The following is a 15,258-nucleotide window of genomic DNA, read 5'->3' as shown; positions in this document are numbered from 1 at the left end:
GTGGGAAACAGTTCTCACCGCGGGTTGAAAAACCACTGCGATTGCCTTACCGCCCTGCGCGAAGGGACTTGATCTCGCTTGCCAGGGCGGCCCCGAAGCGGTCGATCTCGAGCATCGGTGTATAGACGTTGGGAGATACGCGGAAGGCGCGAAGACCTGGGTCACTGCGAATCCCTCCCATTCCCTGCACCAGTATTCCGTGCCGTTCCCGAAGCGTCTTCTGAATCGACGCCGGATCGACCCCCGGAATCTCTACTGCGGTGAGAGCGCAAGTCATGGCCGCGTCGCCAGTCGCATAGAAACGCGCGTCAGGCACCGCGCTCGAGACATGTTTTCGAACAATTGAGGCCAGATAGCGCAGTCGTGCAGCTTTGCGAGCGGGTGCCAGCGAGGAATGCAAAGCCAGTGCAGGAATCGCCGCGAGATTGATGTATTCCGGGACAGTACCAGTCCACTCGAACCGCCCCATGCCTTGCTGATCCCTCATGGGAGGCATGAGCGGCCAAACAGTCGTTACATTTTCCGGGCGCATCCAGAGCACGCCGAGCCCGACCGGTGTGCCGAGCCACTTGTGGGCGCTCGCGCCGTAGTAGTCGCAGCCGAGTGACCGAACCGGATTGGCGAGGAGACCGAGTGACTGGGCACCGTCAACGACAACCTGTGCACCGAATGAATGAGCGCGGTCGGCGATTCGCCTGACGGGCAGGTACTGACCAGTCAGATTGCTGGGGTGAGTAAGCAGCACAAGCCGGGTTCGCGGCCCGATGGCTTCGGCATAAAGCGCTTCGAGCGACGCCATGGAAGTCGCGGGCACGGGGGGCATTACCATTTTCAGTACAACACCGTCCCTCGCCCGTCGCTGTTCCAGTGCATCCAGCGTGGCGTAGTAGTCGTGCGATGAGCAGACTATTTCATCACCTGGCTTGAGCGGGAAGCCGAGAAGCACCGTGTGCAGCGCTTCGGTGGCGTTCCGAATGAGACTGATTTCAGCCGGCGAGACTTCCATCGCCGACGCCAGCGCGGCACGAAGCCGAGTTGTAGAAAAAGTTTCCCACTGCTTCGGAAGCTGCTCAGCGGGAAGCGCTTCGAGCGCGCGCGCCTGGCGTACAAGCTCCTCCATCGCCGAGCGCGACGCTGGATTGGTCCATCCATGGTCCAGATTTACGACGCCGGGCTGGAGATCATAGAGTGCCCGAACGCGCGACCAATATGCTTCGTCGCGCGCGACAGCTTCGTCGGTTCGAGGGTCATCGAACGCCGGAATGTTCCGGCCATTGACCCACGATTCGAACGCTGACGCGTCGCGCACCGTGAAAGGAAATGCGAGGGCACCCGATGCGACGGTGGCGGCACGTGCAGACTCACGAAGGAAAGAGCGACGGTTGGTGCGGTTCAGGGGCACTGTAATCCTCTGGTCTGCGTTAAGAACGAAAAACCCGGTCCACACTCAAAGGAATCAGCCGAGAATATGTGGTCCCCCAGCGGCGCGTGCGCGGGTGGAATTCATCCCACGGGACGATGGCGCGGAAATGGGGCATCGGAACCGCCCTGCCTTCGGGACAATCGAAAACTCCCGCATAGAAATCGCGGGTGGACTGAAGATCGCGTACAAGGGGAAGCGAAGTGGAAGGAGTGCGGCTCACCGAGTCAGGTTTGTCTGATGCCATTCACATTGGACGGCCGTGGAATCGCAGGGCGCGGTCGTTCTCAAATCGAGCTTAACACGGGGACTGATGCAAGCCAGGGTTTTGAGCAAGCTGATGCGTCTTTACCGATGAAGCGGCTGGTCGCGATCATCGCCGTCCTATTGTCGCTGGCGGCTCTCCATTTCAGCCGTCCTGTCATGCTGCCGGTCGTCGCGGGCCTCATGATCGCGGCGCTTGCGTGGCCGCTCCTCCATTACCTCGAGCGCAGAATTCCGTCGTGGGCTGCGCTTCTCGTTACGATTCTGGCCGTTACTTCGGTGATCGCGGCGCTGCTCGCGACCATCAGCTGGAGCGCTACTACCATCGTGCGCGACCTTCAGGCGCAAACTGACCGGATTGCGGCCCTTCAGTTTCGGTTGGGCGCAGTTGTAGAGCAGTTTGGAATCACGCTCCCGCAGATTGGCGGTGGACAGAGCTCCGGCGCCGCCGGGAACGGCAGCGTAAGCGGTCTGGCGAAATCCGTCGCGGGAGCACTGTTCGCGGTTTTTGGCTACCTCGCCCTTTCCATCGGATTCGCGGCACTGGCGCTGGCGGAGCGGCGGGAGGCCGCCGAGAGAATCATGAAGCGGTTTCCGGGAGGACCGGGCGACACAGTCATTGAGATTTCATCGAAAGTCACGACGGCGGCGCGCCAGTATTTCCGCGCAAAATCGCTGACAAGTGTGATCTCCGGCGTAATGACCGGTGTCATTGCGCTGGCCTTCGGTCTCAAGTTCGCACTGATATGGGCACTGTTTGCGTTTCTTCTCGAGTACGTGCCGACGATCGGGTCACTGCTCGCCGTAGTGCCACCCGTACTCTATGCCCTGGTGCAGTTCAATGGGTTCGGCGAGCCTCTCGGATTGCTTGCGGCACTGACTGTGGGACAGCTCTATCTCGGCAACTATATCGACCCGCGGCTCGAGGGACGATTGCTGTCGGTATCTCCCCTCGTCGTGCTCTTCTCTATTGTCTTCTGGGGATGGCTCTGGGGACCGGCGGGCGCCCTGCTCGGTGTGCCCATCACTGTGGCGATCACGATAGTGACACGCCATTTCGAGGAGACGCGCTGGATCTGGGCGCTGCTGTCGGCGCCGGCAGAAGAGCATGACCAGGGCTGACTGGACTACGGGATTGCCGCATTGCCTGAGCTCTTTGCTGCTTGCTCTAACCGTTACCGCGTGTTCTCCGCGGGCGTTCGCTGAACGAATAGTTGTGCGAGGTGATGCGCCGGCCGAAACTGGAAATGCATACGGTGTTTCGCCCCAGCAGGTTCTCGATGTCTACCGCCCGGGCGCGAGCCGCACCGCGCCGCCTGTCATCGTATTCCTGTACGGCGGGAGATGGTCGTCCGGCACCCGCCACGACTACAGGGCACTCGCGAATGCCTTCACCGGCCGCGGGTGGATTGTAATCGTCCCGGATTATCGTCTCTACCCCGACGTAAAATTTCCAGCCTGGGTGGAGGATGGCGCGCGGGCAATCAGATGGGCCTTCGATAACGCGGCGCGTCTCGGAGGCGATACCGCACGGGTCTCAGTTGTCGGACATTCGGCTGGTGGTCATACGGCGGCTCTGCTCGCGCTCGACGAACGGTATCTGCGCGCGGCCGGCGTATCACCGGGCTCAGTCCGCGCCTACGTGAGTATCGCCGGGCCTGTCGAAACTACATGGACCGATCCCGACATTCAGGCGCTCATGGGCCCCAAGGAAGGCTGGGCCGCGACCTACCCGGCCACCTTCATCGATGGAACCGAGCGGCCGGTTCTCTTTCTTCATGGGAGCGATGACAAGACCGTCAGTTACCTCCATTCGATACGGCTTGCTGAGCGCATTCGGGCTGTTGGAGGGTGTGCCGCAGCAAGGATTTACGATGGAATTGGCCACGTTCCGATAATTCTCGCTGCAATGTTTCCTTCACTCGCGAGCGCTCCCGTCCTCAATGACGTCATTCGCTTTATTCAGGACCCGGCGGCGCAATGCGCCCGTGGCGGCGGTTCCATCTGATCGTGAATGGGGCCGGACGAGTGCCGGGCGATTGTGCCCATGATCACGGGTAATCATCGGCAAAGACTTCCGTGGGGCTCATGATCACGGCAAGCTTCCCTGATGACGACAGGCATGCCGCACCCCGTGGTGCATGTGGAGTACCCCTCGTGGGTGAACGAGGTCGTGGATTGGAATCATCGCTTCGAGTCCGATGACGAGCGGATGCGGCTTGCAATCACGCTGTCGCGGGTAAATGTCGAGCGCGGGGACGGTGGCCCCTTCGGCGCCGCAATTTTTGAATCGGGCTCAGGGAGGGTGATTGCGGCAGGCATGAACAGCGTGGTGCGCCACAACAACTGCACGCTCCACGGCGAGATGGTCGCATTCATGATGGCCCAGCAGCGGTTAGGCTCGTTCACGCTTAACGCCCCGCACCTGAGCGCCCACGAGCTCTTCACTTCGTGCGAGCCATGTGCGATGTGCCTCGGCGCAACGCTCTGGAGCGGTGTCGAGCGAGTTGTGTACGGAGCTACCCGCGACGACGCGTCCCGCCTCAATTTCGAAGAAGGGCCGGTCTTCCCCGAATCTTACCGGTATCTCGAAGACCGCGGCATCAGAATCGAGCGGGCCGTTCTGCGCGACGAGGCACGCGCAGTGCTCGAGCTGTATCGGGAACGAAGCGGGAAAATCTACAACGGCTGACGCCAGCCTTTACAGTAACCTGACACGATTCGGAGACATCTGGCCGAACCGTTGCCGTCCGGAATGTGTCACATCGTTGGCTTCGCCAATCGCCTGAGCCCCTCGTGGCTCTGCTCACACATTCTGTCACAGGCTCTGATCTTCGCCCCCCAACTGTGAAAATCTACCCGCTGGTCTTCATTCTGCTCGCAGCATCATCAGCTCGTTTTCTGGGAGCCCAGCAGACCGCGGCCGACGTCATTCGCGGACGTATCACCGATGACTCATCCCGCGCACTCGTCGCAACGGTCACGGTAACCCGCGGGCCCGACCGCCTCACGCAGTCGGATACGACAGACAGCACGGGCAATTATCGCGTGAGGTTCGAACAGGGAACCGGCGACTATCTGGTATACGTCACTGCGCCGGGATTCAGGGCAGCGCGCCGACGCGTACAGCGCGAGGGTACGGAAACCGAACTCGTCGCCAACTTTTCGCTGGGCAGCGATGTCGCTCAGCTCGAGGCAGTCCGTGTTTCGGCGCGACGTCCCGTCCGTGCCAGCAATAACATCACGCCAACTCAACAAATCGAGCCGGGCTCCTCCGAACGCTGGAGCGACGGCGTCGCTGGCCAGCTTCCACCAACTGTCGCAGGCGATCTCACTGCAATCGCCGGCACAATGTCGAACGTCACGCTCACTCCCGGGGGCGCGTCGATCGTTGGATCGGGATCGGAGTCGAATCTCAACACGTTGAACGGAATGGGATTCGCAGCCGGTGCCATCCCGCGCGCGGCGCGCACCGAGACGCGCGTTACCGGTGCTACATTCGACCCGACGCGCGGTGGATTTGCCGGGGCGAATGTCGACGTCCGCCTCGGACCGGGGAGCCGCAATTATCAGCGTCGGAACGGATTCGTCACTCTCGATCCCCAGTCGCTCCAGTTCTCGGATCCGCTTTCGCGATCAGTGGGAGCCACACCTGCAGGTTTTCGCGCCAGCTTCGGAGCAGACGGAGAGCTGATCAGGCGGGCGCTCACATACAACGTCGCAGTCGATGTAGCAAGAAATTCCAGTGACCCCGCAACGCTCGTCAACGTCGGTGCAGAAGAGCTGCTCCTGGCGGGCGTGTCGCCCGATTCCGTCGCCCGTGTCATCGCACTCGCCGATCCGCTCGGGCTCGGCCTTTCGAGCAACGGCATTCCACTCGACAGGCAGCACCGGGCAATCACCTGGCTCGGCAGACTCGACGATACCCGGGACACTCTCCAGACGCGCGCTTTCACGACTTACGCCGGTCTCACCCGCGACGGAGCTCTCGGATTCGGACCTCTCATTGCGCCATCATCTGCCGGCGAACGCAACGAGCGCACGCTGGGCGCGCAGCTCACACTCGGCAGATATCTAGGCGCCGCGCGGCGGGTGCTGAACGAATCGCGGTTTGCTGCCAGCCACATCCGCACCGATGTCACGCCGTATCTCTCTCTCCCTAGTGCGAGCGTGATCGTTCGCTCGTCGACTCCCGGCGCCGGCAGCGACATCACCAGTCTCACGCTCGGCGGCGGGTCGTCGCTCAACGCGGACGACGCGCGATGGACAGCCGAGGGCGCGAATGAAACCATCTGGAATGCGCAGGGCAGGCGCCACCGGTTCAAGGGCTTTCTATGGGCGCGCGCCGATGGCCTGAGGCAGGAAGGTATTTCGAACTCGCTTGGCTCCTTCGCGTTCAACTCTCTTGAAGATCTGGCGGCGGGACGTGCTTCCAGTTTTTCGCGCACGCTCTCCCAGCCAGTTCGATCCGGCTCGGTTTGGAACGCGGCTGCTGCCCTGGCGCATCAGTACGCACCAACCGGGTTTCTGAGCATTCTTTACGGAGCTCGCTTCGAGGCTGACGGATTCATGGATACTCCCGCCGCAAACCCTGAGCTCGAACGCGCGCTTGGCGTGCGCTCGGGCGTCGCACCCGGCCGCGTTCATGTGAGCCCGCGAGCGGGCTTTTCGTACACCTACAATCGCGATCGCGATAATGGAAACGGTACGAACCAGAGCAATGTCGGCCGGTTTTATCGCACGACATCCGGCGTCATCCGCGGTGGTATCGGCGAGTTCCGCGATCTGCTTCGCCCCGGCATTCTCGCCGATGCCTCTGCGGCAACTGGGCTCCCCGGCGCAACGTCATTCCTGTCCTGCGTCGGCGGCGGAGTTCCGGCCCCGGACTTTCCGCTGTTCGAGAGCGATCCGACACGCCTTCCGGCACAGTGTGTCGATGGCAGCGGCGTCCTGGCTGAGCGTGCGCCCGGGGTGACCCTGATCGATCCATCCTACGATGTCCCGCGCACCTGGCGCGCATCGCTCGACTGGAATACGAGCTTTCACAAATGGGTGGTGAGGTTGAGCGGACTTGGCTCCTACGATCTGTCGCAGCCTGGCGTAGTGGACGCGAATTTCGCGGGTGTCCAGCGGATCACCCTCGCCAGCGAATCGGAGCGGCCGGTGTTTGTTTCTGCTGCGGCAATCGATCCCCTCAGCGGTTCCGTGTCGGCGGCGGAATCGCGGAGGACGAGCGAGTTCGGGCGCGTCAGCAGTAGAGTGAGCGATCTGCGGGGCTATGGCGGGCAGATGACGCTCAACGTTTCGCCGGACGTGTTCAAGATGCGCCCGCGATTTTCGATGTTCGCATCGGCCGCCTACACTCTTCAGTGGAGCCACCGCCAGTTCCGGGGATTCGACGGCGGCGGATTCGGCGATCCACGGCAGGTCGAGTGGTCACCAGGCACGAACGACGCACGCAACGTGATCGTTCTCAGCGGCGGCTTCTCAACTCCGAAAGTCGGAACGATCACCATGTTCGCCCGGGCGCAGTCCGGCCTGCCCTTTACGCCCACTGTGCAGGGTGACATCAACGGCGACGGCCGCAGCGGCGATCGGGCATTCATCCCGAATCCCGACACCGAAAGCGACCTCGCGCTCGCCGGGCAGCTCCGGAACCTCATCGAGACCGGTGCACCGACGGCAAAGACGTGCCTGCTCGCCAACCTCGGCCAGGTGGCAAGCCGCAACGGATGCCGCGGGCCGTGGACTCAGTCGCTCAACATCCAGTGGAGACCTGTCCTGCCGCGGCGGTGGGGAAGTCGTCTCATACCGAATGTGTACCTGCAGAATGTTCTTGCGGGCCTCGATCAGGCCATTCATGGCAACGGCTTACTGCGCGGCTGGGGCTCGCAGGCGGCGCCTGATCCTGTGCTGCTGGTGCCACGCGGCTTCGACGCGGCGGCCCGCCGTTTTCGCTACGATGTCAACTCGCGATTCGGTGCAACGCGACATGGTCGCACGCTCGGCCGCGACCCTTTCCGGATTGTGATCGACTTCTCTCTGAACCTCTCCACCGATTTTGATCTGCAGCAGCTGCGACGCGCCGTCGAGCCGGTGCGCAATCCCAGGGGACTGGAACGCCGATCGGCGGATTCGCTAGCGGCATTCTATCTCACCAACACATCGAGTGTTCACAAGCTGCTGATACGGGAAACCGATTCGCTCTTCCTGAGCAAGACCCAGGTAGCGGCGCTCCGGACGGCGGACTCCGTGTATTCCGCGCGGGTCGTGGGCATCTACGCGCCACTCGGGCAGTTTCTATCGCATGGTGACGGTGGCGCCGGCAAGACGCAGATGGACAGCGTGAAGTCGGTGCAGAAGGCGTATTGGAAGATCTTCTGGGAACAGCCGGAAATAGCTGCTGAGATCGTGTCGCCAGCGCAGCGGGAGCTCATTCCGATGTTCAGGTCGATGCTGCTAATCCCGGCGCGCGAGCGGGAGCAAAGCCAGTGGCAGTTCGGTAATCCCGTGACCTTCCCCGCCGCACGGGCTGGAAGCGCACCGAGCGGAGAGGTTCAGATTCGAAGAACGCCGTGAAACACGGGTAACCGGCACACAGCGACAGCCTTCCGCGCGCGGGCCGTTGGTGGCAACCTTCCCCGGATGAGTCGACATCCGTCAGCCACTACTCTCGAACCCTCGATGCTCGCCGATGCCACAGATTCGTTGCGCGAGGCGAATATCGCCTTTGCCAGTGCGCATCCTGGCGAGGGTCCGGGTCGCCAGCCCGTTCATACTGTGTACGGCGGGGCGCAGTTGTTTTCTGCTGATTCGGTCCCAAAGCTCGGATCGATCGCCTTACGCGCGCTGACACAGTACGCCGCGGATCCCGCCGACCTCGGACGCGCGCTCGGCATTCTCGATCATTCTTCGCTTGCCGTCATCGACCAGAGACTTCGCGACAAACTGGTCCGCGAGCCGATCGAGGATTTTCGCATCGACTTCGAGGATGGGTACGGCAACCGGCCCGATGCCGAAGAAGATGGTCACGCCGAGTCGGTCGCTCACGAAGTCGCGAAGGGGATGAGAGAGAAGACGCTTTCGCCATTCATCGGAATGCGAATCAAACCGCTCACCGAGGAGCTCCGCGGCCGCAGCATTCGCACCCTGGATATGGTGACGACCGCTCTTGTCGAGGCTGGCGGCATTCCGGAAAACTGGATCGTCACCGTTCCAAAGGTCACTGTGATTCAGCAGGTGGAATACACGGTTAACGTACTTCGAGTGCTCGAGCAAAACCTTGGTCTTGCCGATGGAACGCTGCGGTTCGAAGTGATGGTAGAAACTCCGCAGATAATTCTGGACGAGAGTGGTACGTCGCTGCTGCCGCGGCTGCTCGGCGCGTCTGACGGGCGGTTGCGCGGCGCTCACTTCGGGACGTACGACTACACGGCCAGCTGCAACATTACGGCTGCGTATCAGCGCATGAAGCATCCAGCGTGCGACTTCGCGAAGCACTTCATGCAGGTTGCGTTTGCCGGTACGGATGTCTGGCTGTCCGACGGATCGACAACGGTAATGCCCGTTGCGATTCATCGCGCGGTTGCGGGTGGCAAGTCGCTCACGTCTGACGAGGTGGCGGCGAACGAAACGAGCGTCCATGCCGCGTGGAAGATGCACTTCGACGACGTCCGGCATTCGCTGTCTGGCGGATTCTATCAGGGGTGGGATCTGCATCCGGCGCAACTCGTAACCAGGTATGCTGCACTCTACAGTTTTTTCCTCGAGGGCATCGATGCCGCCGGCGTGCGATTGAAGAGTTTCGTCGGCAAAGCGGCACAGGCCACGCTGATTGGCGATGTCTTCGACGACGCCGCAACAGGCCAGGGGCTGCTCAATTTCTTTCTGCGCGGAATCAACTCCGGGGCGATCACCGAAGCCGAAGCGTTGGAAATGACCGGACTTACCCCCGAAGATTTCCGGCAACGTTCGTTCGTCAGGATCATGAAAGGACGGATGTGAGCGGGCAGACCGTGGAGCTGCTGGACCTGATTGCACGGTGGGTTCATGTGATCGCTGCGATCATGTGGGTGGGCAATTCTCTCCTCTTCAACTGGCTTGACCGATCGCTGATTGGTGCAACCGGCCCCGGGCACACGCGCTCGCCAATCGGTACCATCTGGCTGCTTCATTCGGGCGGGTTCTACTACGTAGAGAAGACGCCGCTGAAGGGCGAGAAACTCCCCGCACCTCTGCACTGGTTCAAGTGGCAGGCGTACACGACCTTCATCAGCGGGATTGCGTTGCTGATCGTCGTGTACTACGCAGGCGGGCGGGCGGTGCTGGCCGACCCTCTGGTTGCAGGTTTGAGCCACTGGCAGGCGGTTGCTGTAGGCGTCGGCGCCCTGGTACTGGGTCGCGCTTTCTACGAAACCATGCAACGCTCGGTCGCACCGAAATCGGAGACGGTTGCGGTGGTCGCGTGGGTCGTGGCGCTCGCGGCGATCTCCGTTGCATTGACGCAGCTGTTGAGCGGACGGGCCGCCTTCCTGCATGCAGGCGCCATGCTTGGAACGATCATGGCGGCGAACGTCGCCGAGACCCTCATGCCTTCCCAGCGCGAACTGGTGAAATCGGTGGGCGAAGGCAGGGGCGCGGATCCGGTGATCGCGGCGAGGGCGAAGCGCGTATCGCTTCACAACAACTATCTCACGTTCCCGGTCATCGCACTGATGTTGAGTGGTCATTTTCCAGGATTATATGGGCACCCATATAATTGGCTGCTCCTTCTGGTCATGGTCGCTGCTGGCGCCGGAGTTCGTCATGCTCTCAACATCCGATTTACGTACCCGCACTGGAAACCGGCACTCGCAGCGACGATTGCGTCGAGTGTCGTAGCCCTGTACGTCATAATCCATGCTGGGGCCGCGCCCCGACAGTCCGTCGCTGGCTCCCGAGGGCCATTGACATTTGAGGATGCACGGCACGTCATCGACCAGCGTTGCACGGTATGCCATTCGAGTGAACCGGCTGATCGATCGTTCGGTGTTGCACCAGGCGGCGTGATGTTCGACACGCCTGGGCAGATCATCGCCCACGCAGCGCGCATCCGGGAGCGGGCCGTCGTCACGCGGACGATGCCGCCCGGCAACAAGTCGAATATCACGGACGCCGAGCGCGCGCTACTCGGCAGGTGGATCGCCGCCGGCGCGCGCGCCGGTGGGAGGTTATAGCGCCGCCAATCGGGGTTCTCTCTCCATCGGTGGGAGGTTGTAGCGCCGCCTATCGGGGTTCTCTCTCGATCGGCGGGACGACAAGGGCCACCTCAGGCCGAGGTTTCCCTCCTGATCACAGGGGCGACCCTGGTGCCGAACAGCTCGATGGCGCGCATCACCTTTGCGTGCGGCAGCGGTCCGACGGTGAGTTGCATGAGGAAACGGTCGTGACGGAAGATCTCGTATTGATAGAGGATTTTGTCGATCACTTCCTGCGGACTTCCGACTGCGAGAGCCCCGTGCAGCAGACGCGCCTGCTCAAAATCCCGCCGCGTCGTTGGCGGCCAGCCCCGCTCGGCGCCAACCCTCGTCATTACCTCGGCATATGGCGGAAAGAAATCGTCGGCTGCCTGCCGCGAGTCGTCTCCGATGAACCCGTGCGAGTTGATGCTCACCCGCATCGCGGCTGGATCGCGCCCGGCCTTCTCCGCCGTGTGGCGGTACAGATTGATGAGTGACGCAAAGCGCGCTGGCTGTCCCCCGATGATCGCCAGCGCCATGGGAAGCCCCAGGGTCGCCGCGCGTACGACAGACTGCGCGGTTCCACCAACAGCAATCCACACTGGCAGCAGATTCTGGAGCGGTCTCGGGTACACCCCAAGCCCATCTATCGGCGCTCGATGACTGCCTGCCCAGTTGACTTTCACCGAATCACGCAGCTTCAGCAGAAGGTCGAGCTTTTCCGAGAAAAGGTCGCTGTAGTCGTCGAGGTCGTAGCCAAACAGCGGAAAAGATTCTATGAACGACCCTCGACCGGCCATGATTTCCGCCCGCCCGCCAGACAGAAGATCGAGCGTCGCAAAGTCCTGGAACACACGCACCGGATCGTCGGAGCTGAGGACCGTGACTGCGCTGGTGAGCCTGATGTTCTTTGTACGGGTTGCTGCCGCGGCGAGGACGACCGCAGGTGCAGACACGGCGTAATCAGGACGGTGATGCTCGCCGACGCCGAAGACGTCCAGGCCTACCTCGTCGGCGAGCTCGATTCCTCGATCAGATCGCGAAGTCGCTGGCCAGCCTGCTCCGGCGAACCGGTAGCCTCATCAGGGTTCACTTCAGCGAAAGTATAGACGCCGATTTCCATATGCAGTAAGAATGACAGCCGGCGCCGTCAACTCCCGCGATATGTGGAATATCCGAACGGACTGAGCAGCAGAGGCACGTGGTAGCGCTCTCCTCCGCCATTGATACGAAAACTGACCACGACTTCTGAATAGAACGCCTCACGTGCAGTCGCGTCGAAGTACTCACCAACGGCGAAGGCCAGTCGATACTCTCCCTCCGCAAGCGCAACTCCCGCTGCATTCAAATCGCGAACGCGGCCGTCGGCATCTGTCGTCCCAGACCCGATAGCGGCATCTCCCCGGGAAAGCGCCACTCGAATACCCGCGGCAGGTTTGCCGAGCGCCGTGTCGAGTACGTGGGTGCTGATGGTAATCATTCGTCCCCCGAACAGTTTCCGCAATCGGAGCTGCGTTATCTGCCGCTGCTCATCGGCTGCCGTCCGCAGCTCGATATCGGCATCGTTTGCCAGGCGCTTCCTGGCGACAGTCAGCAACTCACTCGGCGTCCTTCCGTTTGCGCACGCGATGTAAATGTGGCCGAAGCGACGCTCGTACTCCTTGTTCATGTCAGCGATCTCCGCCTGCGTTCCTTCGGATGCCGCGCCGATCGCTTCTTGTTCCGCGCGCGACCATGACGACGCACGCGCATCCTGAGCCGCGACGCTCTGCGTTTCACCGATCCGCGGGTGATGGGCGAAAGCTTCATGCCAGTCGCCCGCATCGGTCGATGCCCAGGCCTGGTCAGCTGCAAGCAGGAGCGCGTCGAGCGAGCCGAAGGGCCTCCGGCCGATCATCTCGTCGACCCATCGCGAGGAACCGCAGCACGACCTCAGCAGCTCGGCGGATGCGTCCGCCGGAAGCGCGTTGAAATCATGCACCGTAAGAGTCATTGCGGAGCAGCCGTTCCGATGAGGCGCAGCCGCGCTACCCCGCCGTCGGGATAGATGCTGAGTCGAACATGCGTCGCCGCACGCTGATCGATGGACTCGAACCGATGGCGCGAATGCGGCTGCAACGGCGTGTCGCCGAGCAGCATGCTCCATTCCTGTACCGAATCAGTGATCGATGCGACTCCGCCTGTTTTCTCCGCATCGATGCATTCAACCGTGCAGCTACCGGGGGCATTTCCCTTGTAATGGTCCGTATCGATTTCAATGCGATTGATTGAGCCGCGCCGCGCGAGACGGATAATTGACCAGTCGTGCCCCGGTCCGCGACGCCGTTTAGTCTCCCAGCCGTCGCCCATGTGCGTCGACCTGCCTGGCAGGATCAGATTCTGGCGATGTCCGTAATGCATGTCGCTGCAAGCGACGACAAAGCCGCCGCTTTCCATTGCCGCGAGATCGACTTCGCGGCCCTGCTCGAACAACCGCGGATCGGGCAGCACATCTCCATGTACGCGCAGCCGGGCGATGCCGCCGTCGGGGAAGATGTTCAGGCGCAGATGCGTCACGCGCGCTGCATGGCGGTCGATAGCGAACAGATTCTGACTGTTACCGTTGAGTGGGGACGGCGCGAGCAGCGGCTCCCACGGTGTCTGAGACCTCGCAACGCTGTCTGCTGACGGTGTTCCGCCGATTGCACAGGCGTCGACGCTGGCGTGCTCCGGAAAGTTGCCGGTAAAAAAACTCGTATCGATAACCACGCCTCGTACGATTCCCGATACGCCGAGCCGGATGATCGCCCAGTCGTGGCCGGGAGTGCGCCGGCGCCGGGTTTCCCATCCGTCCATCCATTTTCCGCGCTCGGTGTACGCACCTTCGCGCCACTCCGGCGCACCAAGCCTGGTTAATCCCTCTTTCGCCGCAAAGAATTCATCATTCGCCGCAATCACCGCCCCGCCGAGCCGTTCGGAAGCAAGGTCCGGCAGATCCATGAACGAGGCATCGGGGGTTTCGGATGCATCACCGGAAGCTGGGATCATGGGGAAAGCGTAACATGGAAATGTTTCATTGGTCAGTGGAACGAGGGATCGTCACTGAATACGAGGCGTCCGCCGACCCAGGTTGCCAGCACCTTGCCGAATAGTTTGCGTCCGGCATACGGAGTGACGGGATGGCGATGCTGAAGAACCGCGGGATCCACGACAAAGCTGGCATCTGGATCCCAGACCACGATATCTGCATCGCAACCTGCAGCAAGGTTTCCTTTCCTGTCGCCGAGCCCCGCGAGCCGGGCCGGTGCCGCGCTCATCCATTCAGCTGTCCGCTCCGCGCAGATACCGCGTTCACGCGCGCCTGTCCAGACCGCCGCGAGCGCGATCTGCAGCGACGCAATTCCTCCCCACGCAGAAAAAAAATCGCCGGCTGTTTCTTTCATCGCGGGCGGGCACGGCGAGTGGTCTGATGCGACGAGATCGACGTCGCCTTCAATGAGGGAGTTCCATAGACCGTCCCGCTCGGCGGCATCACGAATCGGCGGCGCACATTTGAATTCGGTTGCGCCGTCCGGGATATCGTCCGCGGCGAAGGTGAGATAATGCGGGCATGTCTCGACGGTGATCGGCAGCCCGCCCTCCCGGGCAGCACGCACGAGGTCGAGGGAGGTCGCGGCAGAAAGATGAACGATGTGAATTGGCGTCCGATACTCTTCCACTAGCCGGACAAGGAGCGCGATCGCAGCGCGCTCCGAATCAACGGGACGCGACGCCAGATAGTCGGCGTAAATGCGCGATCCACTACCGTGGTGGGTGAGCAGCCACGCGGGATCCTCGGCGTGCACCATCAGTGGAAGCCCAAGCCGGGCGAGCACTGGCAGCGCGACGCGCAGGTTGGTTTCGGTAACGGCGGGAAATTCTTCCACCCCTGAGGGCACGAGAAAGCATTTGAAAGCGCGTACTCCCGCGTCGCGAAGACCCGGCAGCTCGCCAGCGTTACCCGGCACCACACCCCCGATGTATTCGACATTCACGACGCATTTGCCGTTTGCCGCGGTCCGCTTTGCTTCAAGCGCGCCGGCGGTGGTGGTCGCCGGAATCGCGTTCAGCGGCATGTCGAGGATCGTCGTTATGCCACCTGCCGCCGCCGCCCGCGTGGCGCTCTCGAATCCTTCCCATTCAGTTCGTCCCGGCTCGTTGATATGGACGTGGGTGTCGACAAGACCGGGCATGACAAGAAACTCGCCCGCATCCGTGACCGATGCGTTCGCACCGACATCGTCCCACGCAGCCACGCGGCTGATCCGTCCGCTCGCGATGTGAAGCGATGCAGGGCCGAGGCCCTCTGCCGTGACGACCCGCTGGCCGCGAATGATG

11 protein-coding genes are annotated in these 15,258 nt (G+C 62.0%); 6 read left to right on the top strand and 5 right to left on the bottom strand.

Translation table 11 applies throughout. The features are described from left to right. Positions 1 to 46: 46 nt before the first annotated feature. On the bottom strand, positions 47 to 1,402 hold the full coding sequence (locus tag WKF55_01270; protein MEJ7758199.1) for an aminotransferase class V-fold PLP-dependent enzyme: 1,356 nt from the start codon (positions 1,400 to 1,402) through the stop codon (positions 47 to 49). 372 nt (positions 1,403 to 1,774) lie between these two features. On the opposite strand from WKF55_01270, the gene WKF55_01265 reads away from it, so the two are divergent. The 6 genes from WKF55_01265 to WKF55_01240 all read left to right on the top strand — a co-directional run bounded on the left by WKF55_01265 (position 1,775) and on the right by WKF55_01240 (position 10,899). Next, on the top strand, positions 1,775 to 2,806 hold the full coding sequence (locus tag WKF55_01265; GenBank protein MEJ7758198.1) for an AI-2E family transporter: 1,032 nt from the start codon (positions 1,775 to 1,777) through the stop codon (positions 2,804 to 2,806). Continuing rightward, positions 2,793 to 3,692 carry an alpha/beta hydrolase gene (locus WKF55_01260; GenBank protein ID MEJ7758197.1) on the top strand — a complete coding sequence of 300 codons (900 nt, stop codon included), beginning with the start codon at positions 2,793 to 2,795 and terminating at the stop codon, positions 3,690 to 3,692. The genes WKF55_01265 and WKF55_01260 overlap by 14 nt, the downstream gene beginning before the upstream one ends. Positions 3,693 to 3,794: 102 nt before the next feature. After that, a complete protein-coding gene (locus WKF55_01255; GenBank protein MEJ7758196.1) occupies positions 3,795 to 4,376 on the top strand; it encodes a nucleoside deaminase in 582 nt (193 codons plus the stop codon). A gap of 155 nt (positions 4,377 to 4,531) precedes the next feature. Next, the gene (locus tag WKF55_01250) at positions 4,532 to 8,263 is read left to right on the top strand and encodes a carboxypeptidase-like regulatory domain-containing protein (protein MEJ7758195.1); all 3,732 of its coding nucleotides are present in this window, start codon (positions 4,532 to 4,534) and stop codon (positions 8,261 to 8,263) included. Between the two features lie 66 nt (positions 8,264 to 8,329). Beyond that, positions 8,330 to 9,688 carry a hypothetical protein gene (locus tag WKF55_01245; protein ID MEJ7758194.1) on the top strand — a complete coding sequence of 453 codons (1,359 nt, stop codon included), beginning with the start codon at positions 8,330 to 8,332 and terminating at the stop codon, positions 9,686 to 9,688. Then, positions 9,685 to 10,899 carry a urate hydroxylase PuuD gene (locus WKF55_01240; protein ID MEJ7758193.1) on the top strand — a complete coding sequence of 405 codons (1,215 nt, stop codon included), beginning with the start codon at positions 9,685 to 9,687 and terminating at the stop codon, positions 10,897 to 10,899. Before WKF55_01245 ends, WKF55_01240 begins: the two co-directional genes overlap by 4 nt. A 92-nt stretch (positions 10,900 to 10,991) precedes the next feature. Here the strand turns inward: WKF55_01240 and WKF55_01235 are convergent, their stop codons facing one another. The 4 genes from WKF55_01235 to allB all read right to left on the bottom strand — a co-directional run bounded on the left by WKF55_01235 (position 10,992) and on the right by allB (position 15,254). Continuing rightward, positions 10,992 to 11,903 (bottom strand): Atu2307/SP_0267 family LLM class monooxygenase, encoded by a 912-nt coding sequence (locus WKF55_01235; protein MEJ7758192.1) that lies wholly within the window; start codon positions 11,901 to 11,903, stop codon positions 10,992 to 10,994. A 149-nt stretch (positions 11,904 to 12,052) separates the two neighbouring features. Beyond that, positions 12,053 to 12,895, bottom strand: a complete 843-nt coding sequence (uraD, locus tag WKF55_01230) for a 2-oxo-4-hydroxy-4-carboxy-5-ureidoimidazoline decarboxylase (GenBank protein ID MEJ7758191.1) — start codon at positions 12,893 to 12,895, stop codon at positions 12,053 to 12,055. Next, positions 12,892 to 13,929: an allantoicase gene (gene alc, locus WKF55_01225; protein MEJ7758190.1), complete on the bottom strand. Its 1,038-nt coding sequence runs from the start codon at positions 13,927 to 13,929 to the stop codon at positions 12,892 to 12,894. The genes uraD and alc overlap by 4 nt, the downstream gene beginning before the upstream one ends. Positions 13,930 to 13,961: 32 nt before the next feature. Continuing rightward, positions 13,962 to 15,254, bottom strand: a complete 1,293-nt coding sequence (gene allB / locus WKF55_01220; protein ID MEJ7758189.1) for an allantoinase AllB — start codon at positions 15,252 to 15,254, stop codon at positions 13,962 to 13,964. Positions 15,255 to 15,258 lie beyond the last annotated feature (4 nt).

Source organism: Gemmatimonadaceae bacterium (genome assembly GCA_037721215.1).
Lineage (GTDB): Bacteria > Gemmatimonadota > Gemmatimonadetes > Gemmatimonadales > Gemmatimonadaceae > UBA4720.
Note: the sequence above shows the minus strand (reverse complement) of the source record. Positions and strands in the feature narration are given on the sequence as shown.

Excerpts from the sequence above, each read along its gene's own strand:
- WKF55_01265 (MEJ7758198.1), top strand. The coding sequence starts at position 1,775 with ATGAAGCGGCTGGTCGCGATCATCGCCGTCCTATTGTCGCTGGCGGCT.
- WKF55_01260 (MEJ7758197.1), top strand. The coding sequence starts at position 2,793 with ATGACCAGGGCTGACTGGACTACGGGATTGCCGCATTGCCTGAGCTCT.
- WKF55_01255 (MEJ7758196.1), top strand. The coding sequence starts at position 3,795 with ATGACGACAGGCATGCCGCACCCCGTGGTGCATGTGGAGTACCCCTCG.
- WKF55_01245 (MEJ7758194.1), top strand. The coding sequence starts at position 8,330 with ATGAGTCGACATCCGTCAGCCACTACTCTCGAACCCTCGATGCTCGCC.
- uraD (MEJ7758191.1), bottom strand. The coding sequence starts at position 12,895 with ATGACTCTTACGGTGCATGATTTCAACGCGCTTCCGGCGGACGCATCC.
- alc (MEJ7758190.1), bottom strand. The coding sequence starts at position 13,929 with ATGATCCCAGCTTCCGGTGATGCATCCGAAACCCCCGATGCCTCGTTC.